Below are 23,450 nucleotides of genomic sequence, written 5' to 3' on the forward strand. Positions count from 1 at the left end.
CAAAAAAGTTTCCATAGTATTAACCTTTTCTTAATATTGGAGAAAGGTGTTGTAATAATTAAATGAATTGCCTTATTTTTGCTTTATGCAAAACACACCTTATTATCAGCAAGCATTTGTGGATTACTTGGATGCGTATATTCAAGAAAAAGAACCAAAATCGTTATACGATCCAATTAATTATATATTACAATTAGGTGGAAAACGCTTGCGTCCTGTTTTAACTTTAATGACTGCAGAGATTTTTGATTGTCACTATACCAAAGCGTTAAATGCGGCTTTAAGTATTGAAGTTTTTCATAATTTTTCATTGGTTCATGATGATATTATGGATGATGCACCTCTGCGAAGGGGTCAAGAAACCGTTCATGAGAAATGGGATTTAAACACGGGGATTTTATCCGGTGATGCCATGCTAATTATGGCGTATCAGTTGTTTGAAAACTATGATCCCGAAACGTTTCAAGCACTTGCTAAATTATTTAGCAAAACAGCTTTACAGGTTTGTGAAGGTCAGCAGTATGATGTAGATTTTGAAACTCGTGACGATGTGTCTATTCCTGAATATTTAAAAATGATTGAATACAAAACAGCCGTTTTGGTTGGTGCTGCTATGGAAATGGGTGCAATTGTTGCGCAGGTTCGGGAACAAGATAAACGCAATATGTATGAGTTTGGTTTAAATTTAGGAATTGCCTTTCAACTACAAGATGATTATTTAGATGCATTTGGCAATCCCGAAACATTTGGAAAACAAGTTGGTGGTGATATTATTGAAAACAAAAAAACTTATTTATATTTAAAAGCCTTGGAGTTTTCTAGTGATGATGATAAGCAGCAGCTTTTACATTTATTCAGTTTAAAACCTACCGACCAGACCAATAAAATAGAAACCATTAAAGATATTTTTAACACCTCTGGCTCTAGTTTAGCAACCAAGCAGGTTATAGAGGAATATACCAATAAAGCTTTTGGTATTTTAGAGCAGCTACAAATTTCTGAAGAAAAAAAGATGTTATTAAAAACGTTTGGTCAGCAGTTAATGAACAGGAATGTATAATGCAATTACCTACAACTTTTACCGATTTAATTGATGAAGCCAATCACTCCGAACTCTATCAGAAGTTAATTCAGCAATTGAATAAGGATTTAGCTTTGGCAAATGTGGATTTGGAATTGGATCTGGAAATACTCCCAACTAGTTTAAAATTCATGTTGCATGAAATGGTTTATAAATTAATCCAAGAAAAGTTCATGGATTATTTAAATCTGCTCTACATTATTGATGTTTCTGAAACCAAAGTTCGCGAGTTGGACGGTTCAGATACCATTATTATGGCAGAACAGGTGGCTTTTTTAGTGTTACAGCGCGAGTGGCAAAAGGTTTGGTTTAAGAATAGGTATTCATAAATTTATTTTTAAAAATAAATTCTAAAGAACGGCATCCAAGAACTTCCATAAATACTCTTATCTCTATCATACAGCACATCATAACGAATTCCAATAGCTGTAGACACGCGCCCACTACTTATGGTGTAACCAGCGCCTAAAAACAATGCTGGATACCAATAGTTCTCGTCTGCAATTAGAAGTCTATTTTCCCAATTCCGACTCACATTTAATTCTTCAAATTCAGCTGAAAGCTGCAATTGTGGAATAGGGTTAAAAAGTCCAAGAACACTTCCACCTAAAATAGTAGATTTGTAATAGTCCTTTCTAGAAGAATAGGTTCCGTTTAGTGAAACACCCATGGCAAATTGCGGGTTAAAACGATAAATAGCACTTGGTGCCAACGTCCCGCTGAAGTAATCACCAGAAAAACTTAATCCAACGGCGCCACCAAAACGCACATGACTCCAAAAATCATTTGAATTATTTTGTGCGGTAACACTCAAAGTAATGAGGCAGAAAAAACCTATGAAGATACTATTTAATTTACGAAATAAAGAATCCTGTTTCATTTTCAAAATTTTAGTTAATTACATGTTATAAATGTAAGAAAACCATATCTAATTTTAGTAAAAGTTGTACTTTTGTATAAATTTAGTCTGAACGATTCAGTTTTAATTCATTTATGGATAAATATTCTTTTTTAAACGCAGCACATTCAGCATACTTTGCTGATTTATACGACCAATATTTACAAAACCCAGATTCTGTCGAGCCAAGTTGGAGAGCCTTTTTTCAAGGTTACGACTTTGGTAGTGAAAGCTATGGCATAACAGACAAGGTGGAAACAGAGCAAGTTATGGGAACGGATGTTTCCTGCGAACATGTTTCTATTAGTGTCACCAAAGAATTTCAGGTATTACAATTAATTGATGGGTATCGTAATCGTGGACATTTGTTTACAAAAACAAACCCTGTTCGTGACAGACGTACGTATTCGCCTACTTTGGCTATTGAAAATTTCGGACTATCAGAATCCGATTTGGATACCACCTTTAATGCAGGAGACACCATAGGTTCTGGCGTAAAAACATTGCGCGCCATTATTAAGCATTTAGATAATATATATTGTCACTCAATAGGAGTAGAATATATGTATATCAGAAAACCTGAAGAAATTAAATGGTTTCAGGAAAAATTGAGTATTAATGACAATCTGCCAAATTTTGATGCAGATCAGAAGAAACATATTCTTAAAAAATTAAACGAGGCCGTTTCCTTTGAAACCTTTTTACATACCAAATATGTAGGACAAAAACGATTCTCTTTAGAAGGAGGTGAGTCTTTAATCCCAGCATTAGACGCCTTAATTGAAAGTGCTTCGGATTATGATGTGAAAGAATTTGTAATGGGAATGGCACACCGTGGCCGTTTAAGTACATTGACAAATATTTTCGGAAAATCGGCTAAAGATATCTTTAGTGAATTTGACGGTAAAGATTATGAGCAGGAGGTTTTTGATGGTGATGTGAAATATCATTTAGGTTGGACCAGTGATAGAGAAACCAATAACGGCAATAAAATTAATTTAAATATTGCCCCAAACCCGTCGCATTTAGAAACCGTAGGCGCCGTAGTTGAAGGTATAGTTAGAGCTAAACAAGATGATAAATATGCCGATAATCCATCGCAAGTATTACCAATAGTTGTTCATGGTGATGCTGCTATTGCAGGTCAAGGCTTGGTGTATGAAATTGTTCAAATGTCGCAATTAGATGGTTATAAAACGAGTGGAACCATTCACATAGTTGTTAATAATCAGATCGGTTTTACTACCAATTATTTGGATGCACGATCTAGTACATATTGTACAGATATTGCCAAAGTAACACTATCTCCTGTATTACATGTTAATGCAGACGATGTGGAAGCTGTTGTTCACGCCATGTTATTCGCATTGCATTTCAGAATGAAATTTAAACGTGATGTATTTATCGATTTATTAGGCTATAGAAAATATGGTCATAATGAAGGGGATGAGCCACGTTTTACACAACCAAAATTGTATAAAGCTATTGCAAAACATCATAACCCAAGAGATATTTATGCTGAAAAGCTTATTTCTGAAGGAATTATTGATGAGGATTATGTTAAAAAACTGGAAGAAGACTATAAAAATAAACTAGAAGAAAATTTAGAAGATTCTAGAAAAGAAGATAAAACGGAAATCACACCATTCATGCAAAACGAATGGGAAGATTACACAACTGCGGACGAAAATAAAATGATGGAACCGGTTGATACAACTTGTAGCAAAGCCGATCTAGAAAAAGTAACCAAAGTTATTTCAAATCTTCCAAAGGATAAAAAATTCATTCGTAAAATTGAACGCTTAATACAGTCTAGACAAACCATGTTTGATGAAAACAAACTAGATTGGGCTATGGCAGAACATTTAGCTTATGGAACCTTATTATTAGATGGTAACGATGTTAGAATTTCTGGTCAAGATGTGGAGCGTGGAACGTTTTCTCACAGACATGCCGTTGTAAAAGTAGAGGATAGTGAGGAAGAAATTATCCTTCACAATCAATTAAGTGATGATCAAGGTAAATTCTATATTTATAACTCATTGCTATCAGAATATGGTGTTGTAGGTTTTGATTATGGTTATGCCATGGCAAGCCCTAGAACTTTAACTATTTGGGAAGCCCAGTTTGGCGATTTTAGTAATGGTGCACAAATTATGTTGGATCAATACATCTCTGCAGCCGAAGATAAATGGAAACTTCAAAACGGATTAGTTATGCTTTTACCGCATGGTTATGAAGGGCAAGGAGCAGAACATTCTTCCGGACGTATGGAGCGTTATTTGCAACTGTGTGCCAAGGATAATATGTTTGTGGCCGACTGTACAACGCCAGCCAATATGTTTCATATATTACGCAGACAAGTAAAAGCTGAATACCGCAAACCTTTAATTATATTTACACCAAAAAGTTTGTTGCGTAACCCTAAAGTGGTTTCAACCGTTGACGAATTTGCAAATGGAAGTTTCCAAGAAGTAATAGACGATCAGGAAATTAAAACTACTGATGTAAAATCATTAGTATTTGTTACTGGTAAGTTCTATTATGATTTACAGGAAGAGCGCGAAAACTTAAATCGTAAAGATGTAGCTTTGGTAAGAATAGAACAATTATTCCCATTGCCAACAGAAGCTATTAGAGGGATAATGAAGAAATATAAAAATGCCGAAGAAATTGTTTGGGCTCAAGAAGAACCAAGAAACATGGGCGCATATAGCCACATGTTAATGCATTTAGACGAAACCAAAACATTTAGAGCGGTATCGCGTAGACCTTATGGAGCACCAGCAGCTGGTAGTTCTGTACGTTCTAAAAAACGTCATAAAGAAGTTATAGACTTCGTGTTTGACAAAACGAAAAACAACCAACATTAAAATATTAAAAACTAAAACAGTATCACGATGATTTTAGAAATGAAAGTTCCTTCGCCAGGAGAATCTATTACAGAAGTAGAAATTGCAACATGGTTAGTTGCGGATGGTGATTACGTAGAAAAAGACCAAGCTATTGCAGAAGTAGATAGTGACAAAGCAACTTTAGAATTGCCTGCCGAAGCTAGTGGAACCATAACACTTAAAGCAGAAGAAGGTGACGCTGTAGAAGTTGGAGCGGTTGTGTGTTTAATTGATACGTCAGCTGAAAAGCCAGGAGGCGGATCAGAAAAGGATGCGCCAGAATCCTATAAAGGTGGTGGCGATGAAGGTGGCGCTACAAAAAAAGAAACCGAAGAATTAGTTAAAGATTTGGATTCAGATAAGAAGAAATCTAATCATGATAAAGCATCAAATCCTGCTAATAAATCATACGCATCTGGTGTTGCTAGTCCTGCAGCTAAAAAGATTCTAGCTGAAAAAGATATGGATGCTTCAGAAATTTCAGGGACTGGAAAAGACGGTCGCGTTACTAAAGATGATGCTGTAAAAGCAGTGCCTTCTATGGGAACACCAACAGGTGGAAACCGATCAAGCACTAGAAGTAGAATGTCTATGTTAAGACGTAAAGTAGCAGAACGTTTAGTGGAAGCTAAAAATACAACGGCTATGCTTACTACGTTTAACGAAGTAGATATGTCGCCAATTTTTGCATTGCGAAATGAATACAAAGAAGCTTTTAAAAACAAGCATGGTGTAGGGTTAGGCTTTATGTCTTTCTTTACTTTAGCTGTTGTTAGAGCTTTGAAAATGTATCCAGATGTAAACTCTATGATCGATGGAAACGAAATGATTACTTATGATTTCGTTGATATATCTATAGCTGTTTCTGGTCCAAAAGGATTAATGGTTCCTGTAATTAGAAATACCGAAAATTTAACCTTTAGAGGTGTTGAAAATGAGGTGAAACGCTTGGCTCTTCGCGCACGAGATGGGAAAATTACGGTAGATGAAATGACAGGTGGAACGTTTACCATATCTAATGGTGGTGTTTTTGGAAGTATGCTTTCAACACCAATTATCAACCCACCTCAAAGTGGAATTTTAGGAATGCACAACATTGTTGAAAGACCTGTAGCTATTGATGGTAAGGTTGAAATACGTCCAATAATGTTTGTAGCCTTATCTTACGATCATAGAATTATTGATGGTAAGGAATCTGTAGGTTTCCTAGTAGCAGTAAAAGAAGCATTAGAAAATCCAACAGAATTATTAATGGATAATAATGTTATGAAAGCTTTAGAGCTTTAATAAAATACAATTCTATATAATACGAAAGCGCTACTTCTAAAAGAAGTAGCGCTTTTTTCTTGAATACATAATAACTAACTTACTAAAAAAAGCAAACAAGAATATTTAGCGATATAACAATAACGACTAGTACGATAATCCCGAAAACGAAAAATTTACTCATGTTTGAATTTTGCATGATTTCAAGGTTGTTTGGTAGATTGGAATGTTCCATTTTATTTGTTTTTAAAGAAGAAATAATCTAAAAATAGAAAACTCCACATCTTTGATTAATAGCATGATAAAGGTAAGACTAAAGAATCATTTAAGAAATACGTAGAACTACGTATTTTTTGATTTTTACATTAGAATCCAAAAAAAAGGGCTTTTAATCAGATGATTAAAAGCCCTCTATTAAATCCCCTCAAATAACTAACTAATAGCATGGTAAAGGTATGTTACATAAACCATATAAAAAATACGTAGTTCTACGTATTTTTGCTGTTTTTCATTTATAGCGCAAAAAAAAGACCTTAAAGGTAAAACCTTTAAAGCCTTTTGATATTCAACCTGTTACTGTAAAACAAGGTCTCCGATTAATAGCACTGTAAATATACGCCATCCTTCTGTGTTGTGAAATACGTAGTTCTACGTATTTTTATTAGGACTCTAAAAACTGTTCGTTTTCTTTAGCAAATAGAGAAAGACTATTGTGCTTGGATTCCAGGTTTAGTTTTTTAATAATATTACTCTTGTGTTTTTCTATAGTTCTACCAGATACAGATAGGGCATTGCCAATTTCATTAGCCGTTTTGTTTTGAGCTATTAACGATAACACCTTAATCTCTGTTTTTGTTAATTCGCTTAAGGAATGCGGTCGTTGGGTGTTAGTTTGTGAATTCAAATATTGAGCAATTTCTGCACTAAAATAGGGTTTGTTATTGGTTACGCTTTCAATACAAAGCTCAATTTCTTCAATGGCAAATTCTTTTAAAATATATCCAAAAATTTTTAATTCTTGAGCTTTATCATACAACTCTTCACCTTTATCAAAGGTTATTAAAATAATTTTAGTCTTAATCCCATTTTTTAAACACTCTTCCGCTACCTCCAGCCCCGTTAAAAAAGGCATCCTGATATCTAGAATAGCAATGTTTGGTTTGTGTTTAACAATTAAATTATAGGCTTCTTTACCATCCTTCCCACTACCCAAAATATTATACCCCTTGGACTTCAAAAAATCATGAAGCCCACGTAACATGAGTGGGTGATCGTCCGCTATAATAATTGAAGATTGCATGTGGTGGTTAGTTAATAGGTCTTTAGGATAAAGATAAGTAAATTTAAGATGTTGAAGTTTTATCTTACAGTTTTAAATATAAATATTTCTTTTCATAATCAATTATGCCTTTTCCTTTCTTTAAAATATCAGCACCTATAATACCATCCACTGGTTGCGCATTATGATTGATTAATGCCGTGTTTACATGGGTTAGATTAAACAATATTAGCGGAACCTTATCTTGTTTCCATTGGCCAATTTTAATTTGATTTTTTTTCGAAATCTGCGTCAACATATCTATGGCACCAGCTCCTGCAGCCTTGACTTCAGAATCAATAACCTTTAGCTTAAAGGTTTCAATAGCTTCAAAACCCACACAAGAACTAGAAGCGCCAGTATCTAATATAAAATTACCTTTTATACCGTTGATAGTCGATTTGATTTCAAAGTGATTGGTTTTGGTTAACTTTAATTTTATTTTGGTGTAGCCTTTTTCTAAAAGAAAGTCTTTAAGACTGGTTTCTGGTTTTTCGCTCATTCGTTTTTCCTTTTCTGATTACCAAAAATACAATAATTAAAAACGCTAAAATGCCAAGGATGTAATAAACTGTTTGGTCTTTTACTGTTGGTGCTACAACGTTACCGTAATATACAAAGGCACTCCAATAATAAGGCGATTTTTTAATGTTACTAATTGAATCATCATGTAAATACATTAATTTGGATTGCCTATTAGCGGTAAAGACAGAGTTTGTTTCTTGAAGTGATTTGTAAAAAAATGACATTAATCTAGCTGTGGAAGCATCGTTAATTTGCCATAATGAATACAACACATTTTTAGCTCCTGCATATTGAAAACCTCTGGCAATACTCATGGCGCCTTCACCCTTTTGAAGTTTGCCAATTCCTGTTTCACAAGCGCTTAAAACCACTAAATCTGGACGTATATTTAAACTGTACAATTCATTTAGTAGCATAGGCTCATCAGAAAAAGCTAAACTTGCTGGATTGCTAAAATCGCCACCAGTAGCATGTGTCGATAAATGTAAAATACTAAATTTTGACGCATCATCCATAAAACGCTGTTTAGTAGCTTGTGTATGCATATAAAGCGAAGCATGCGTTTCCTTTTTTATGGCTTCCGCTTCCTGGATGGAATACGTGAGCGGTTGATTTGTGTTTTCAAAAACCGGAAAAATGCCCAATAAACTCGTGTTTTTAGAAGTTTTTTTTGGTTGTAGATAAAATGCCAAACTAGAATTATAAACAACCGCTTGTTGCGTTACAATAAATGGCATATCCTTAAAACTATTCGTTTCCATTTGCTCTGTTAGTAAAGCTTCAAAAGGGATAAAATTGAGGATGCCATCTGGAATAATGATGAGGTTTTTAGAAGGTGATATTTCACTTAAATTAAGCTGCTTGTATAAGGCGTGTGCTTGGTTGGTAAATGCCTTAATATTATTGTTAATAAAAGAAGGGTCATCAAATAAATGAATAAAGCTTGTTATGCTATTCGTATAGGTTTCTGTTATAGGTGTTTTAATAAAAGCGGTATTTTCTTCGGAAAAGATAAAGTGATATACCGCACGTTGGCCATAAAAATATAGGATGAGGTTGGCATCATCCTGTTGTAATTGTTTATGAATCTCCGAACTGGAAACCCGATTTTCAATTTGTGGATACCGATCTGCAATTGTTTTTTGAAGTCTTTTTAGTTGGACACTAATATCTAAAAGCAGGGTGTTTAGGCTATCATTTTTAATAGCTTGGTAACCCAATTGTTTTTTAATCATGATAGTAGTTAATTCTTCTTGTTCCCGTAAAAGGGCTTGTTCTTTAAGAAGTAATGAATCGGTTGGATGTTCTTCTAAAAGTGTTTTCTTCTGAAACATATCTTTTAAAACTGAAGCTTTTTGCATTTCTGAATATTGCAAGGCGCGCTCAAAAATGGTTGGATCAGATGATTTTTGATAAATTTTATAAAGTAACTCCAAACAATTCTCACTGCGTTTGCGGTTGGCAGATTGATTCGCAATTTTAGATTCTTGAGATGTTACATTTGAAGTAATTAAACGCGAAACGTAAAAACTTAAATCATAATACTGAAGCGCTTTTTCTGAATCAGATTGAAGTCTAGCTAACAAATCGAAAATATCTATAAAGGTGTTTTCTGGGTATAAAGTTGTTCTGGCAGGAACAGCCTTACGTTCCAAATTTGGGAGTAAGGTATGTAAGGCTACTTGTAATTGCTGATTTGCTTGTTCAAAATCGTTTAATAAATAGTGTAATTGCCCTTTTTCTAAACGGTTTTTAGCTATTTCCCTCAAAGTAAGCGAATCCCGTTTTTGATATATTGTGGAAAGATTTAAATGTTTTAAAGCCGACTCATAATCACCTTTTTTTAAAGCTAATTCATAGGCCAAACGATTGGTATTGTACAGCCCATCTTGATTTGAAAATATCACATCATTATCCAAATTATAATTGGAAGTGCCAGTTATAGCTATGGAACTGGAAGCTTTTAAGGTATTCAGTTTATTTTTTTGCGTTTCTGATATGTTAGGAATATTAGCTGTTTTTTTAATCAAATTTAAAACGGATTCATGCATGCCTCGCGTTTGGTATAACACCGAAAGATTAATAATGCCCGAAATATAATGTGTGTTATTTTTGCTTTTTTCTGCCAAAGCAACATATTGCTTAATGGTATTTTCTGCATTGGTGTAATTGTTTGTTTTGGTATATAAATTACCCAATGGTTTTAAGCAGTACTCTGTAATATCATAATCAGAAATGGTGTAAAGCTGATTTTTATTATAGCGTGTTCTTGCTGCTTCGTAATTTAAAATAGCATCTGGTAGTTGGTTGTTTTCGTTTAAATAATAGGCTTTATTGCAAAGTAGAAATACATAGGCCAATTCCTCATTTTTTGAAGATATCTGATTTTTGAAAGTGGTTTCTTTCGTACTTAAAACTTGAAAAGTTTGTTGGTTTTTATGGGCAATAAATGTTTCAGTTGCCGAATAAATGGCATCCTCTAAACTTTGGGCTTGTACCTGAACTTGAAACCATAAAAACACAGCAAAAATCCAAAATTTTGGAATTGCAAACGGCTGCTTGTTTTTGAAATTTTGCAAATACTGAAACATTAATTCTAATAGATTCTTGAATGATTTTTAAAACTTCCAGATGGCGTATAATTGTAAATAGTTGAAATCGTCTTTGAAATTAATAACATATCGTGCGCCAATACTAGGGCCAATTCGGGCAAATCCCGCCGTAACATCTAACAACAAGCCTGCTTTAAAATTGGTAAAGGAATTGGATTCCTTGTTGGAAGTTGAGAAACTATTAATAACAAAATCATCTGTTCTACCTTCAAATTGTTCTACTAAAATGGCTTCAGTTTCTTTTTCGCTGATAGATAACATTCCCTGTAAACCAGCACCAATTCCAATATAATTATTAATGTTGTAACGCATTAATACAGGAATCTCCCAGTCTATGTTTTGATAACTTGCGTTGGTAGTAGTACGTTCTAAAAATTCAAATCCTTGAGCCTCTCTAACAAATTGTTCGGAAATATGGGTTTCGGCATCGTAGCTATGAAAACTGTTTAACAACTCCACTTGCCAATACCAGCGATACGATTTATATGGAGAAATGGTAGCACCCACAAAATAACTTTCAGAGTTTTTTAAATCGGAAAACGAATTATATCCAGCTTTGGCGCCAATGGAAATGCCAGGAACAAATCTGGTGGTGGAATAATTAGTTATAATTGGATCGTTTTTATCAAAAATAATGGCCGTTTTACTCTTGGTTTTTTGTTTGTGAAAATCTTTCGCAAATTTAATATTGTATTTTACGAAGCCTTTGGTGGAATCATATGCCTTCACGTTTTTTTGTTCGCTACCAGGTAAATATATATTCTTAAAAGTAAAGATTGCTTGCGTATCTGTAAACGTTGTATCTAAACAGCTATAGCGTACTTCTATGTTTTTAGGGCAAATTTTACATTTTGGATACATATCGGTAACTTCAATGGTAGATTTATCTAACATATCTGGAATATCTGTTTCCAAGCGGATGGTTCTGGCTGGACCTTCGCCATTATTCTGAAATTTTATTTTATACTTTAAGGTTTTAAAACGGACTAAACGGTAATTCATAAAGGTGCCATTACTCGCCATTTTGTTAGGGTCATGAGATGTTACAATTTCCATTTCCATGTCTTTCACTTTATGATTGTCATAATTAGAGTCTGGGACATACACACCGCGAATAGAAATTATGGCGCTCGTATCCTTCAACATTTCAGGCGGTGTTCTTAAGGTGAAAAAAACATTGCGTTCCTCATTAGGTTCCATATCATTAAACGCCAATTGCTGTGAATTTCTATAATAGGATTTGCTTTCTTCCAAAGTTAGCGGTAAGTTGGTTTTAATAGTAGAATCTTGTGGTTTGGCTTTGAGGTGAAACAATCCATTTTCTGCTGAAGCCATTAAGGTTTGATCGGCATCATCCACTGTATTTGTAAAAGCAAATTCAGGAGTAATGAGTTGCTTTTCATTATGATAGGTTCGGGTTTCTAATAATTCAAAATTATCGGTTTTATACGCTTTTTCATTATAAAATAAATAGAGTTTCCCATTAGTCTTATAATTTAGGTAGTTTTTATAACGCATAATTACCACCATATTTTCATTTGGCATAGGTTCTCTATTGCGCTCTAAAAGTAAATCCTCACTCATGGAGGCTTCATCTTGAAAATCGTTATTGGTTTGGGAAACTGTTATTTTTTTAGGTCGTGTGCTTGGTGGTTTTCCGGTGTCATAATGATTGGTTGCCCAAAGTTTTACCTCATAATCGCCAGGTTTTTTAAAGTTGTGTTTTGGGTTTTCTTCTTTGCTGTAAGTCCCATCATCAAACTCCCAATAATAAGAATAGAACGCTTTTGGAGCTCCTGCAATTTGTTCTAAAATTGGTGTTTCTGGTGTAAATTGTACGGCGTTATTCTCTACACGATGCTTAATAGTTGCTACACGCGGAATACTATCTGGAGCTTGGATCTCTTGTGCAGAAAGCCAATGAAAACAACAGCTAAAAACGAAAAGTGTTAAACAGGTTCTCATAGTAAAATGGGTTAGGTACTTGCTAAAATACAAAAAGCGATGGTCATTACAACCATCGCCTTTCTCTAGGTTAAATTAAGGCAAATCATTAATCATAGATATCAAATCGGCTTCACTAGCTATGGCAGTTTCCATCATAGAAAACGTAATAACTTGATTGGCTTCAATAGTATATGGTTTTATGGCATATCTCCAAGCGCCTTCGACTTCTGTTACAAATATAACGTGACACTCTAATCCAATTGGAATTTCACCGTAATGTTCACTAAACAATCCGTTTGCGTAGGTATCTAAAGCTGCTAGTCCTGGCCCTTCACCATCATAAGATAAATAAATGGCGCTATTTGAAAAGTTATAACCTATAGGTGCTTGCGCATAAATAGTTGTTTTTGGTCTAGGGTCGTTATAAAAACGATCAATATTTGTCCAGCCAAAATTGTTTAAAAAAGCATAGTATAAACCACCTTCGGCAAAAACACCTTGCTGACCGTCCAATGCTTCCTCTTCCCAAGTAAGGTCCCCGTTTTCATCAATAACACCATTCCATAAAATCATGTCTGGGTCGTCAGATCCTGTCAAACTTGTTGGAACTTGTAATTGCATGGCACAAGTTGTTTCTAAAGCCACACCATTTTGCGTTGCTTCAAAGAAAAATTCGCCACCTGTAATTAATAGGGCTTTGTTACCATTATCCCGCAATCCCATAGTTGGTTTGTTGGTTGTTAACATATTACCTTTTTCAAATATTTCAACATATTCTAAATCTACCATTCCGGTAACAGGATTGCCATTTTTAGTTAAACATCCTGCATTGATTGAAATGGCTACACCATTTTCTGATGTTAAAGAAATTAGACCATCATCGGCATTAAATTGGAAGTTTTGGGTTATGTTGCTCAAAGCTTCACTTCTAATATTTGCAAAATCTTGTCCTGATGGAATTTCTAAAACAGAACTTGGTGTTATTTCGCTATCATCATTAGATGTACAGCTTGATAAGGTTAATAATGCAATGGCTGCAATGCCAAAAAATGTTTTTACTTGTTTGCTCACGTTATTTAAAGTGTATAAATATTCGTGATTTTGATTTGTTGTTTTCATAATACATTGAGTTTTAAAATTGTTATTCATACTTATATAAACAGTGTCTGTTATTTGTTACCCTATTTTTAAAATTATTTTTAAAAGTGTATGTTTTACAGTGGTTTTCCGCTGAAACTTTAATTATAATTTTTTTTAATGCTATTTTAAAAACCTTAAAAACTGCTTATCGTTAATATTTTTGTGGAAATGAGCCGTCAATTAAAAGAGCCTTTCAAATGAATGAAAGGCTCTTTTTTAGCTGAGTTGAAGTTCTCAGCTCCCTCAATTAATAGCATCTTTATATGTTTTTGGTTTTACTCTATAACACCACTTATTATAACTTTTGACGTAATAATGTCACCCGAAGCCACAAGCTTTATCATGTTGTATGCATCTGCTTCTGTAGAGGAGAAGCCTCGAGCGTATCCTTTACTACTGGTAACTTCCCAGAAATAAAGGCGGTTATTGTTGTTAGCTTGGTTTTGAAACATGTAATAGCTCTCTATTTTTTTGTTTAAAACAACTTCTCCAGAACTTACTAAACCAATCATTTTGTTGGCGTGTTCTAAATTTGGCGATGTTCCTGAATAGCTATTTTTAGTAGTTGTAACATTCCAATCGTAAACTTGAACTATTTTTTTTAATGTTGCCGTAGCAATGGCAGTTTCTAAATTTAGTAAGGGTTTTTTGTCAGTGGCATTCACTTGCAATATGGAAAAAGCCACCAGTGCGATAATTAAAATTGAATTTTTCATGACCTATAGTTTTAATGGATTAATAAATTTTTTAATTTCTGCTTGCAAGCTTTTTAACGCTTACAACCTTATATCAAAATCATTTTCATTTTGTTACCCGTACATTTGAAAGTTTTTTTACTTTAGTAGAAAATACAAGGGTTTATGAGCCAAAAAATAATTCATGAAGATCAAAAATATATTGATGGTTTGGTACAAAACAATCCATTCATTATACAATCTATATATGATACGTTTGCGCCTAAAGTGATAAACTATATTAAAATGAATAGTGGTAATGAGTCGCATGCACAAGATGTTATTCAAGAAACCATAATTACTATCTATAATCAAGCTATTGAAAAGGATTTAAAACTAACCTGTCCATTTGATGCCTATTTTTTTCTGCTTTGTAAACGCAAATGGCTCAATCAATTAAAAAAAATTGGCAATAAAGAGGTAACAATTAATGAAGAGGTGTTATCTAAAGATGATGATGCGCAAGAACTGGCTTTTGAAACGACATTATTTGAACAACAACATGAATTATTTACTGAAATGTTTCAAAAATTAGGAAAAGCCTGTAAAGATTTATTAAAAGCTACCTTTAAAATTAAATCCATGGAGGAAGTAGCGGAAAGTTTAGGTGTAAGCTACGCTTATGCCAGAAAAAAGAAATCTTTATGTATTGGTAAGCTTAGCAAAATGGTTCAAGAAGCGCCTCGTTTTAACAACCTAAAATCGTAACCATGAAAGACCAAGATTATATTTTATTTGAAGACTATCTCTCGGGAAACCTGGATGACGAAAGCAAACAAGCTTTTGAACAGCAATTAGAAACAGACCCTATTTATAATGACGCCTTTGAAATCTATAAAAAAACATCCCAATTTGTAGAAAATCATTATAAAAATGCCGAACAAACGGATGCCTTTAAGAAGACGTTAGAAACCGTTTCAAATAATTATTTTAAAGATAAGCCAAGTTCAAAGTCTAAAGTAAGACGTATAAACCCATGGTTTTATTCGGTAGCGGCTGCAGCTATTTTAATTATCGGGTTTTTTATTGGTCAGCAATTTTCAAATCCTATTTATGATGATTTCGCCAACTATGGCACAATTAGCTTAACCGTTAGAGGCAATCAAGATGAGGTGTTAACCAAGGCAGAGTCCTCTTTTAATAATCGTAATTATAAAGATGCTGAAACCTATTTTTCAGAACTATTACAATCAGATCCTGATAATATAGAATACCAACTGTATAAAGCTGTTTCATTGGTAGAGTTGAATCAATATAAGCAAGCAGATGCGCTTTTCAACGGAATTATGAAAACACCTTCCGTTTATAAGCACAAAGCAACATGGTATTTGGCTTTAAGTAAACTGAAACAAAAGGATGAAGAATCCTGTATCCAGATATTAAAATCAATTCCTGAAGATGCTGAAGATTATGAGCAAGCACAAAAGTTATTACATAAATTAGATTAGTAGTAGATGCTTTCCGACGCGTTTCAGAAGAAATTAAAATTATAAAGTAGAAAGTAATCACATTGGTGGTTACTTTTTTACTTTTGCAACATGATAGTTACCGATACACATACGCATTTATATAGTGATGCTTTTGATGACGATAGAAGCCAAATGATACAACGCGCTCTAGATTCTGGCGTTTCACGATTTTTTATTCCTGCAATAGATTCGTCTTATACCAAAGCCATGTTACAATTGGAAACGGATTATCCAGATTACGTGTATTTAATGACAGGCTTGCACCCAACATCTGTTAAAGAAAACTATCAGGACGAATTAGCTCATGTTGAAGATTTATTGTCCAAGCGCTCCTTTTTTGCTATTGGTGAAATTGGCATTGACTTGTATTGGGATACGTCTACGTTAGACATCCAGAAGATTGCTTTTAAACATCAAATTCAACTAGCCAAAAAATATAAATTACCAATCGTTATTCATTGTCGTGATGCATTTGATGAAATTTTTGAAGTTCTTGAAACCGAAAAATCGGATGATTTATTTGGGATTTTTCATTGTTTTACCGGAACGTTAGACCAAGCTAAACAAGCCATTTCTTATAATATGAAGTTGGGAATAGGTGGTGTAGTAACGTTTAAAAATGGAAAAATAGATCAATTCCTGAATCAAATCCCATTAAAACACATTGTTTTGGAAACAGATTCGCCTTATCTTGCTCCAAAACCATTCCGTGGGAAACGCAATGAAAGTGGATACATTATAAAGGTATTAGAAAAACTGTCGGAATTGTATAATGTGCCAAAAGCGGAAATTGCTGAGATAACAACCCAAAATTCAAAAGCCATTTTTAATATATAATTATGGAAAACACGAGTCCAAAAATTCTTTTAATATATACAGGAGGTACCATTGGGATGATTAAAAACCCCAATACGGGCGCTTTAAAAACGTTCGATTTTAATAATCTCCTTAAACGGATTCCCGAATTAAAGCTACTTACTTGCGATATTGAAACCATATCCTTTGATGACCCTATAGATTCATCTAATATGAGTCCAGAATACTGGGTGCAAATGGCAGAAATTATTGAAACCAATTATGAGGCTTTTGATGGATTTGTATTACTTCATGGTAGTGATACTATGAGTTACACGGCTTCAGCTTTGAGTTTCATGTTGGAGAATTTAGCAAAACCTGTAATTTTAACCGGATCGCAATTGCCTATTGGCGATTTACGGACAGATGCTAAAGAGAATTTAATTACATCTATACAAATGGCGTCCTTACAAGTAAGAAACCGTCCAGTTATACGAGAAGTTGGTTTATATTTTGAATACAAACTTTATAGAGGAAATAGAACAACAAAAATTAATGCCGAGCATTTTGAAGCGTTTGAAAGTTTAAACTATCCGCATTTAGCAGAATCTGGTGTTCATATTACTATTAACCACGATGCGCTTTTTGTGCCGAATGCTAGAAAAAAACTGCTGGTACATAAAAATTTTAATACCAATATTGCACTTATTAAACTATTTCCCGGTATTTCTAAAGCCATTTTAGAAGGTATTTTGAACAATCCTCATATTAAAGGTGTTGTTTTAGAAACCTATGGCGCAGGAAATGCGTCTACAGAAGATTGGTTTGTACAATTGATAAAAGATACCATTAAAAAAGGTGTTCAAGTTATTAATGTTACCCAATGTTCAGGAGGGAGTGTTAATATGGGTCAATATGAAACCAGTTCACAGTTAAAAACAATTGGTGTTATTTCGGGAAAAGATATCACAACCGAAGCGGCAATTACCAAGTTAATGTATCTTTTAGGTGAGAAAATATCCAATAAAACCTTTAAAACGGTTTTCGAAACGGCATTAAGAGGAGAAATGGCATAAAATTAACTTACAAAATTTTCGCCTTTTAAAGATTTTTCGTTATTTGGCTGCCTGTAAAAGAAAACTTAAAACAGAGAGGTGGCCGAGCGGTCGAAGGCGCACGCCTGGAAAGCGTGTATACCTCAAAAGGGTATCGAGGGTTCGAATCCCTTCCTCTCTGCAAAAGTATTTTTGGTAACAATTTGAAATGCATATAATTATTGAAAAATTACAAACAATAATGTTGTGAATTGTCAGGTAAAAATCATAAATTACTTTGGTTTTTGTAGTGTTTTTAATGGGCTAGAACAAAATAGCTCTAATAACTCTGCTCTAATTTTAATTTTTTAATTACAATTTTTTTATATCTTTAACACTTTAACTAATAAAATTAAGAACAAGAACAAATGAAAAGATTATTTTCTATCCTCGCCATCATGTGTTTTGTGGCATTCGGAACAGCTAACGCAACTACAAATGCAATTTCAAGTGCAAACACAGTTGTTACTTCAATTCAAGACGATGCAACAGAAGATGTTGCAGCAGAAGAGTCATTAGGATTTCATCAGGAACTAAAAAAACGTTTCATAGAAGGTGGTCCAGGATTTATGGGAATTGTATTATTATGTTTAATTCTAGGTTTAGCAATAGCTATTGAGAGAATTATCTTTTTAAACCTTTCTTCAACAAATACAAAAAAATTAACTCAAGACGTAGAAGATGCATTACAATCAGGTGGTGTTGAAGCTGCAAAAGAAGTTTGTAGAAATACAAAAGGACCTGTTGCCTCTATTTTCTATCAAGGTTTAGATAGAACAGACGAAGGTTTAGAAGCTGCCGAAAAAGCGGTTATTGCTTATGGTGGTGTTCAAATGGGACAGTTAGAGAAAAATGTATCTTGGATTTCATTATTTATCGCATTGGCTCCTATGTTAGGATTCATGGGTACGGTAATTGGTATGATTCAAGCATTTGATAAAATTCAAGCTGCTGGTGATATGCAACCATCTTTAGTTGCTGGTGGTATTAAAGTAGCACTTTTAACAACCGTATTCGGTTTAATTGTTGCTATTATTCTTCAAGTTTTCTACAATTACATCATTGCCAAAATTGACAGTATTGTTAATGATATGGAAGATGCATCCATTACTTTAATGGATTTATTGATTAGACACAAGAAGTAATAATTAACAGCAATAATTTTTTAAATTATGAATTTACACAAAATTTTAAAAATCTTAGCAGGAATCCTTGGCCTTTTAGGTGTGGTGTTCTTGGTAAGAATAATATCTGAAGGTGATGAAGCGATAAAAGCTGGCGCATTAAGTGGCGACACTGGTATTGTAGATCCTCTGGCATATATAGCATATGTTATTATGTTTATAACCGTTCTGCTTGTAGTAGTTTTCGTTTTAAAGAACCTATTTACAAATACAGCTACGCTTAAAAACACCCTAATTAGTGTGGGTATTTTTGCAGCTGTTTTAATAGTGGCTTATGTGGTTTCAGGTGGTGATACAACGCCTTATTTTTATAATGGCGTAGAAGCAACTTCGGGAGAATCGCAATTGGTAGGCGCTGGATTAATAGCGTTTTATATACTAATAGCTTCAGCTGCGGTAATTATGTTATTATCGGGCGTTAAAAAACTAACGAATAAATAATTATGGCAAAAAGAGCAGCACCGGAAGTTAATGCAGGCTCCATGGCCGACATTGCTTTCTTACTATTAATTTTCTTCTTGGTAACAACAACCATCGAGATAGACTCTGGTCTTAACCGAAAGTTGCCGCCAATTGAAGAAACGGAACCACCTATTATTAAAGAAAGAAATATTTTTCAATTAACCGTGAATGGAAACAATGAATTGTTTTTGAAAGCAGCGGGAAGTGAAGGAGATTTAATCAAGCTTAAAGATTTACGAAAAGCTGCTGTTGCCTTTTTAGACAATGGTGGTGGAACGGGAGAAGATGCTTGTAAAGCTTGTAAAGGAAAGCGTAATCCGCAATCTTCAGATAATTTCCAGAAAGCAATTATTTCTTTACAAAATGATAGAAGTACAAGTTACGAAACCTATATAGCGGTTCAAAACGAGATTATAGCAGCCTATAATGTGTTGCGTAATCGTGAGTTTGAACAACGTTATGGTAATTTAGGTATTAACTTTGTAGAAGCCGATATTGAATTTAACGATGCTAGAACATCGTCTGAAAGAAAAGCACAATTAAAAGATAAAATTGAAGAAATTAAACTTTTAATACCGCAGAAATTTTCAGAAGCAGAACCTAAAAAATCTAATTAGATAAACCATATTATTTATGTCTAAATTTAAAAAGAAAAAAGATGGTGGCGTACCAGCTATATCTACAGCATCATTACCTGATATTGTATTTATGTTGTTATTCTTCTTTATGGTTGCTACGGTTATGCGTCAGAATACATTAAAAATTCAAAATACGTTGCCCGCAGCCGATCAAGTTGAAAAGTTAGCGAAACGAAACTTATTAATGTATATCTATGCAGGAAAACCAAGTAGTGCCTATAAGCAGTTTGGATCAGAAGCACGTATTCAGTTAAATGATAAGTTTGCTGACGTTTCAGAAATTCCAGCGTTTATAGCAGCCGAACGTGACAGTAAACGTGAGGAAGAAGTTCCTTTCTTAACTACTGTTTTAAGCGTAGATAAGGAAACCAACATGGGTCTTGTATCTGATGTAAAACAAAAATTGCGTGAAGTAAACGCTCTTAAAATAAATTATAAGACTAGAAAAGGCGATGCCATACAAAGTCTAAATCAATAAAGTACTCTTAATTTTATAAATAAAGGCGTTTTGAGAAATCTAAACGCCTTTTTTTGTAAATTAAACCCGACACTTTTTTTAATGTATTCATGAAAAACCGCCTTTTATTATTAATTTTTTTTATGTCACTGCACATGATGTTTTCGCAGGTGGAAGAACAAGTACAGGACTCTTTAGTTCAAGAAGTAGATAGCAAATATCGGGAAGATCAGTTCTATTTAGGTATTACCTATAACCTGGTAGGCAATAGGCCAGAAGGTGTATCTCAAAGTGGTTTTTCAAGTGGTTTTCATTTGGGGTTTATTCGGGATATACCTATTAACAAACGTCGAAATGTGGCATTTGGAGTAGGTTTAGGGTTGTCTTCTAACTCCTTTAATCATAATTTTTTAATTACCAAAGATGCTTCTGGTAATTTGGATTATCTGGTGTTGGATAAAAGTGATATTAATTATAGTAAAAATAAGTTCACTATGTATATGGTAGAAATGCCATTACAACTGCGTTGGCGAACCTCTACAGCTGAAGAATATAAATTTTGGCGCATATACACAGGTATTAATGTAGGTTATGTATTATACAATTCCTCTAAATTTCGTGGTGATTTGGGAACTATTAAAAATAGTAAAATTGATTCCTTTAACGATTTTCAATACGGTCTTACTATGAGTGCAGGATATAATACCTGGAATATATTTGTGTATTATGGTTTGAACCCTATTTTCAATAATGCACGAGTAAACAATGAGTCGGTTGATATGAACGCCGTTAAAGTGGGACTCATATTTTACATTCTATAACCAATAATTCACTAGTATTATTTGAGGAACAAGGCCAATGAATGTGCCTGTAATTAATTCAGGATAGGTATGTGCCTTTACATGTAATCTAGAAGTGGCTATAGCGCCCATGAGGATGGCCATTAATGCCAACGTGCCATTAATATTTATACTGAAATGAATACTTAAGGCCAAGTAAAACATAAACACCCCAGATACAGCCATCATATGAATACTAGCTTTAAATTTTAGGACAGCTAAAATGAGGCAACTTAAAGTGGAAAGTAATATACCTACAAAAAAATAGTACAATTCTATTATTTCATGACTCGGTAAAACGCGAATAACAATTAAGAGTGTTATGATAGCGTTTAAAATAAGCGGCAAAATGCGCTCTTTTGTAGATTGTAGATAAATAGAATCTGTTTTACCTAAAGACTTTAATAAGAAATATAACAAAATAGGCAGTAAGATGGTAAGTATAAATAAGGAAACCACTTTTGCTTGAATGATTTCCATAGGTAAATACCTTGGTGATTTTGAAAAATAGAAAATCACACCAAGCAATGGCATCACTATAGGGTGGAAAATAAACGAAACACTTCTTAATATAAAGTTCATTAGATTTTCTTTCGTAACCTAGCCACAGGAATGTCTAATTGTTCACGGTATTTAGCAACGGTTCGTCTGGCAATAGGATAGCCTTTTTCTTTGAGTATTTTGGCTAAAGCGTCGTCTGTCATGGGTTTTCGTTTGTTTTCATCTTCGATAACCGTCTCTAATATTTTTTTAATTTCTCGGGTTGATACTTCTTCACCTTGATCGTTGGTCATGGACTCCGAAAAGAATTCCTTAATCAACTTTGTTCCATACGGTGTATCCACATATTTACTGTTTGCTACACGCGAAACGGTTGATACATCCATTTCAATTTCGTCAGCTATATCTTTTAAGATCATTGGGCGTAATTTGCGCTCATCACCTGTTAAGAAGTACTCTTTTTGGTAATGCATAATAGAACTCATGGTAACAAATAACGTTTGCTGACGTTGCCTAATAGCCTCAATAAACCATTTGGCTGCATCCAATTTTTGTTTGATAAACTGAACGGCATCTTTTTGTGATTTAGATTTCTCCTTACTTTCCTTATAGCCTTTCATCATGTTGCTATACTCGCGCGAAACGTGTAATTCAGGCGCATTTCGGCCATTAAGTGTTAACTCGAGTTCGCCGTCCACAATACGAATCGCAAAATCGGGTACCACATGTTCCACTATGCGGTTATTTCCTGCATAAGATCCACCAGGTTTTGGATTTAAATGCTCAATCACATGAATGGCATCCTTTAGTTGTATCTCTGTAATATCAAACTTTTGAATTAGTTTTTTGTAGTGTTTCTTGGTGAATTGTTCAAAGGCAGTGTCAATAATTTCAATGGCCAATTCTACATCTGGATTTTTTTGTTTTCTATGCAATTGAATGCTTAAACATTCTTGCAGATTACGCGCACCAACACCTGCAGGATCCAATTGATGGACCACTTTTAATACGGCTTCAATTTTATCTTCTGTGGTGTACACATTTTGTGTAAAGGCTAAATCGTCTGTAATATCTATTAATTCCCGTCGGATATAACCACTTTCATCAACACTTCCTACTAAAAACTCCGCTATTTCACGCTCTTCGTCATTTAAACGAAACGTGTTTAACTGGTTTTTTAAATGTTGCGTAAAGGAGGTTCCTGCGGCATACGGCATGGTTTTTTCCTCATCATCAGCACTGTAATTATTAGCTTGGGTACGGTAATCGGGAACTTCGTCATCACTTAAATACTCATCAACATTAATGTCTTCGGTGTTGATGGTTTCAGTATCATCATAATTGTCTTGACTGTTATCAAAATCATCATCGTACTCATCTTCTAAAGACTCTTTACCACTTTCAAGTGCTGGGTTTTCTTCTAACTCTTGTTTTAAGCGTTGCTCAAATGCCTGCGTAGGTAACTGAATCAATTTCATTAATTGAATCTGCTGCGGCGAAAGCTTCTGTGATAATTTAAATTGTAAAAATTGCTTGAGCATGCGTGTGTTTTGGGTTTCTATAAAAATAAAAAAAACAATCTACATTTATGGATTA

22 protein-coding genes and 1 tRNA gene are annotated in these 23,450 nt (G+C 34.0%); 14 read left to right on the plus strand and 9 right to left on the minus strand.

The annotated features are described in order from the left end of the window. Positions 1-85: 85 nt before the first annotated feature. Both GMA17_RS14710 and GMA17_RS14715 read left to right on the plus strand, forming a co-directional pair. Entirely contained in the window at positions 86-1,060 is a 975-nt protein-coding gene (locus tag GMA17_RS14710) for a polyprenyl synthetase family protein (protein ID WP_248397493.1), read from the plus strand. Next, on the plus strand, positions 1,060-1,410 hold the full coding sequence (locus tag GMA17_RS14715) for a hypothetical protein (protein WP_248397495.1): 351 nt from the start codon (positions 1,060-1,062) through the stop codon (positions 1,408-1,410). The genes GMA17_RS14710 and GMA17_RS14715 overlap by 1 nt, the downstream gene beginning before the upstream one ends. An 8-nt stretch (positions 1,411-1,418) precedes the next feature. On the opposite strand, the gene GMA17_RS14720 is transcribed toward GMA17_RS14715, so the two are convergent. After that, the gene (locus GMA17_RS14720) at positions 1,419-1,961 is read right to left on the minus strand and encodes an alpha-ketoglutarate decarboxylase (protein WP_248397496.1); all 543 of its coding nucleotides are present in this window, start codon (positions 1,959-1,961) and stop codon (positions 1,419-1,421) included. 113 nt (positions 1,962-2,074) lie between these two features. Here GMA17_RS14720 and GMA17_RS14725 point away from each other — a divergent pair, with 113 nt between their 5' ends. Continuing rightward, positions 2,075-4,852 carry a 2-oxoglutarate dehydrogenase E1 component gene (locus tag GMA17_RS14725; RefSeq protein ID WP_248397498.1) on the plus strand — a complete coding sequence of 926 codons (2,778 nt, stop codon included), beginning with the start codon at positions 2,075-2,077 and terminating at the stop codon, positions 4,850-4,852. Between the two features lie 27 nt (positions 4,853-4,879). Continuing rightward, positions 4,880-6,160, plus strand: a complete 1,281-nt coding sequence (gene odhB / locus GMA17_RS14730; RefSeq protein ID WP_248397500.1) for a 2-oxoglutarate dehydrogenase complex dihydrolipoyllysine-residue succinyltransferase — start codon at positions 4,880-4,882, stop codon at positions 6,158-6,160. Positions 6,161-6,800: 640 nt separating this feature from the next. Here the strand turns inward: odhB and GMA17_RS14735 are convergent. The 6 genes from GMA17_RS14735 to GMA17_RS14760 all read right to left on the minus strand — a co-directional run bounded on the left by GMA17_RS14735 (position 6,801) and on the right by GMA17_RS14760 (position 14,397). Then, positions 6,801-7,439, minus strand: a complete 639-nt coding sequence (locus GMA17_RS14735) for a response regulator transcription factor (RefSeq protein WP_248397502.1) — start codon at positions 7,437-7,439, stop codon at positions 6,801-6,803. Between the two features lie 64 nt (positions 7,440-7,503). Next, a complete protein-coding gene (locus tag GMA17_RS14740; protein WP_248397504.1) occupies positions 7,504-7,959 on the minus strand; it encodes a retropepsin-like aspartic protease in 456 nt (151 codons plus the stop codon). Then, positions 7,931-10,573, minus strand: coding sequence for a CHAT domain-containing protein (locus GMA17_RS14745; RefSeq protein ID WP_248397506.1), 2,643 nt, complete (start codon positions 10,571-10,573; stop codon positions 7,931-7,933). Before GMA17_RS14745 ends, GMA17_RS14740 begins: the two co-directional genes overlap by 29 nt. Before the next feature lie 27 nt (positions 10,574-10,600). Then, the gene (locus GMA17_RS14750; RefSeq protein WP_248397508.1) at positions 10,601-12,559 is read right to left on the minus strand and encodes a PKD domain-containing protein; all 1,959 of its coding nucleotides are present in this window, start codon (positions 12,557-12,559) and stop codon (positions 10,601-10,603) included. A 75-nt stretch (positions 12,560-12,634) separates the two neighbouring features. Next, positions 12,635-13,660: a hypothetical protein gene (locus GMA17_RS14755; RefSeq protein ID WP_248397510.1), complete on the minus strand. Its 1,026-nt coding sequence runs from the start codon at positions 13,658-13,660 to the stop codon at positions 12,635-12,637. 296 nt (positions 13,661-13,956) lie between these two features. Beyond that, on the minus strand, positions 13,957-14,397 hold the full coding sequence (locus tag GMA17_RS14760; RefSeq protein WP_248397512.1) for a hypothetical protein: 441 nt from the start codon (positions 14,395-14,397) through the stop codon (positions 13,957-13,959). A 144-nt stretch (positions 14,398-14,541) separates the two neighbouring features. Here GMA17_RS14760 and GMA17_RS14765 point away from each other — a divergent pair, with 144 nt between their 5' ends. From GMA17_RS14765 to GMA17_RS14810, 10 genes are all read left to right on the plus strand, one after another. After that, complete coding sequence (locus tag GMA17_RS14765) at positions 14,542-15,123, plus strand: RNA polymerase sigma factor (RefSeq protein ID WP_248397514.1); 582 nt, start codon at positions 14,542-14,544, stop codon at positions 15,121-15,123. 2 nt (positions 15,124-15,125) lie between these two features. Continuing rightward, complete coding sequence (locus GMA17_RS14770) at positions 15,126-15,863, plus strand: tetratricopeptide repeat protein (RefSeq protein ID WP_248397516.1); 738 nt, start codon at positions 15,126-15,128, stop codon at positions 15,861-15,863. Positions 15,864-15,953: 90 nt separating this feature from the next. Next, entirely contained in the window at positions 15,954-16,721 is a 768-nt protein-coding gene (locus GMA17_RS14775) for a TatD family hydrolase (protein ID WP_248397518.1), read from the plus strand. Positions 16,722-16,723: 2 nt separating this feature from the next. Continuing rightward, positions 16,724-17,755, plus strand: a complete 1,032-nt coding sequence (locus GMA17_RS14780; protein ID WP_248397520.1) for an asparaginase — start codon at positions 16,724-16,726, stop codon at positions 17,753-17,755. Positions 17,756-17,827: 72 nt separating this feature from the next. Continuing rightward, positions 17,828-17,915 (plus strand) — tRNA-Ser (locus tag GMA17_RS14785). Positions 17,916-18,141: 226 nt separating this feature from the next. Then, a complete protein-coding gene (locus GMA17_RS14790; RefSeq protein WP_248397522.1) occupies positions 18,142-18,918 on the plus strand; it encodes a MotA/TolQ/ExbB proton channel family protein in 777 nt (258 codons plus the stop codon). A gap of 27 nt (positions 18,919-18,945) precedes the next feature. Next, complete coding sequence (locus GMA17_RS14795) at positions 18,946-19,398, plus strand: hypothetical protein (RefSeq protein ID WP_248397524.1); 453 nt, start codon at positions 18,946-18,948, stop codon at positions 19,396-19,398. Between the two features lie 2 nt (positions 19,399-19,400). Continuing rightward, complete coding sequence (locus tag GMA17_RS14800) at positions 19,401-20,036, plus strand: biopolymer transporter ExbD (RefSeq protein ID WP_248397527.1); 636 nt, start codon at positions 19,401-19,403, stop codon at positions 20,034-20,036. A gap of 16 nt (positions 20,037-20,052) precedes the next feature. Further along, complete coding sequence (locus GMA17_RS14805; RefSeq protein WP_248397529.1) at positions 20,053-20,535, plus strand: biopolymer transporter ExbD; 483 nt, start codon at positions 20,053-20,055, stop codon at positions 20,533-20,535. Between the two features lie 122 nt (positions 20,536-20,657). Then, entirely contained in the window at positions 20,658-21,335 is a 678-nt protein-coding gene (locus tag GMA17_RS14810; RefSeq protein WP_248397531.1) for a porin family protein, read from the plus strand. Here GMA17_RS14810 and GMA17_RS14815 read toward each other — a convergent pair. Beyond that, positions 21,330-21,935: a hypothetical protein gene (locus GMA17_RS14815; protein ID WP_248397533.1), complete on the minus strand. Its 606-nt coding sequence runs from the start codon at positions 21,933-21,935 to the stop codon at positions 21,330-21,332. The two genes, GMA17_RS14810 and GMA17_RS14815, sit on opposite strands and share 6 nt — an antisense overlap. Then, complete coding sequence (gene rpoN, locus GMA17_RS14820) at positions 21,935-23,395, minus strand: RNA polymerase factor sigma-54 (RefSeq protein ID WP_248397535.1); 1,461 nt, start codon at positions 23,393-23,395, stop codon at positions 21,935-21,937. The genes GMA17_RS14815 and rpoN overlap by 1 nt, the downstream gene beginning before the upstream one ends. Positions 23,396-23,450: the final 55 nt, after the last annotated feature.

It is taken from the genome of Bizionia sp. M204 (genome assembly GCF_023205095.1).
Classification (GTDB): domain Bacteria; phylum Bacteroidota; class Bacteroidia; order Flavobacteriales; family Flavobacteriaceae; genus Algorimicrobium; species Algorimicrobium hallyeonense.

What these genes read in the sequence shown, in the direction of transcription:
- GMA17_RS14755 (WP_248397510.1), bottom strand. Translation starts at nt 13,660, where the DNA reads ATGAAAACAACAAATCAAAATCACGAATATTTATACACTTTAAATAAC.
- rpoN (WP_248397535.1), bottom strand. Translation starts at nt 23,395, where the DNA reads ATGCTCAAGCAATTTTTACAATTTAAATTATCACAGAAGCTTTCGCCG.
- GMA17_RS14750 (WP_248397508.1), bottom strand. Translation starts at nt 12,559, where the DNA reads ATGAGAACCTGTTTAACACTTTTCGTTTTTAGCTGTTGTTTTCATTGG.
- GMA17_RS14790 (WP_248397522.1), top strand. Translation starts at nt 18,142, where the DNA reads ATGAAAAGATTATTTTCTATCCTCGCCATCATGTGTTTTGTGGCATTC.
- GMA17_RS14795 (WP_248397524.1), top strand. Translation starts at nt 18,946, where the DNA reads ATGAATTTACACAAAATTTTAAAAATCTTAGCAGGAATCCTTGGCCTT.
- GMA17_RS14745 (WP_248397506.1), bottom strand. Translation starts at nt 10,573, where the DNA reads ATGTTTCAGTATTTGCAAAATTTCAAAAACAAGCAGCCGTTTGCAATT.
- GMA17_RS14760 (WP_248397512.1), bottom strand. Translation starts at nt 14,397, where the DNA reads ATGAAAAATTCAATTTTAATTATCGCACTGGTGGCTTTTTCCATATTG.
- GMA17_RS14815 (WP_248397533.1), bottom strand. Translation starts at nt 21,935, where the DNA reads ATGAACTTTATATTAAGAAGTGTTTCGTTTATTTTCCACCCTATAGTG.
- GMA17_RS14805 (WP_248397529.1), top strand. Translation starts at nt 20,053, where the DNA reads ATGTCTAAATTTAAAAAGAAAAAAGATGGTGGCGTACCAGCTATATCT.
- GMA17_RS14715 (WP_248397495.1), top strand. Translation starts at nt 1,060, where the DNA reads ATGCAATTACCTACAACTTTTACCGATTTAATTGATGAAGCCAATCAC.
- GMA17_RS14765 (WP_248397514.1), top strand. Translation starts at nt 14,542, where the DNA reads ATGAGCCAAAAAATAATTCATGAAGATCAAAAATATATTGATGGTTTG.
- GMA17_RS14710 (WP_248397493.1), top strand. Translation starts at nt 86, where the DNA reads ATGCAAAACACACCTTATTATCAGCAAGCATTTGTGGATTACTTGGAT.
- GMA17_RS14770 (WP_248397516.1), top strand. Translation starts at nt 15,126, where the DNA reads ATGAAAGACCAAGATTATATTTTATTTGAAGACTATCTCTCGGGAAAC.
- GMA17_RS14720 (WP_248397496.1), bottom strand. Translation starts at nt 1,961, where the DNA reads ATGAAACAGGATTCTTTATTTCGTAAATTAAATAGTATCTTCATAGGT.
- GMA17_RS14800 (WP_248397527.1), top strand. Translation starts at nt 19,401, where the DNA reads ATGGCAAAAAGAGCAGCACCGGAAGTTAATGCAGGCTCCATGGCCGAC.
- GMA17_RS14735 (WP_248397502.1), bottom strand. Translation starts at nt 7,439, where the DNA reads ATGCAATCTTCAATTATTATAGCGGACGATCACCCACTCATGTTACGT.
- GMA17_RS14810 (WP_248397531.1), top strand. Translation starts at nt 20,658, where the DNA reads ATGTCACTGCACATGATGTTTTCGCAGGTGGAAGAACAAGTACAGGAC.
- GMA17_RS14725 (WP_248397498.1), top strand. Translation starts at nt 2,075, where the DNA reads ATGGATAAATATTCTTTTTTAAACGCAGCACATTCAGCATACTTTGCT.
- GMA17_RS14740 (WP_248397504.1), bottom strand. Translation starts at nt 7,959, where the DNA reads ATGAGCGAAAAACCAGAAACCAGTCTTAAAGACTTTCTTTTAGAAAAA.
- odhB (WP_248397500.1), top strand. Translation starts at nt 4,880, where the DNA reads ATGATTTTAGAAATGAAAGTTCCTTCGCCAGGAGAATCTATTACAGAA.
- GMA17_RS14780 (WP_248397520.1), top strand. Translation starts at nt 16,724, where the DNA reads ATGGAAAACACGAGTCCAAAAATTCTTTTAATATATACAGGAGGTACC.
- GMA17_RS14775 (WP_248397518.1), top strand. Translation starts at nt 15,954, where the DNA reads ATGATAGTTACCGATACACATACGCATTTATATAGTGATGCTTTTGAT.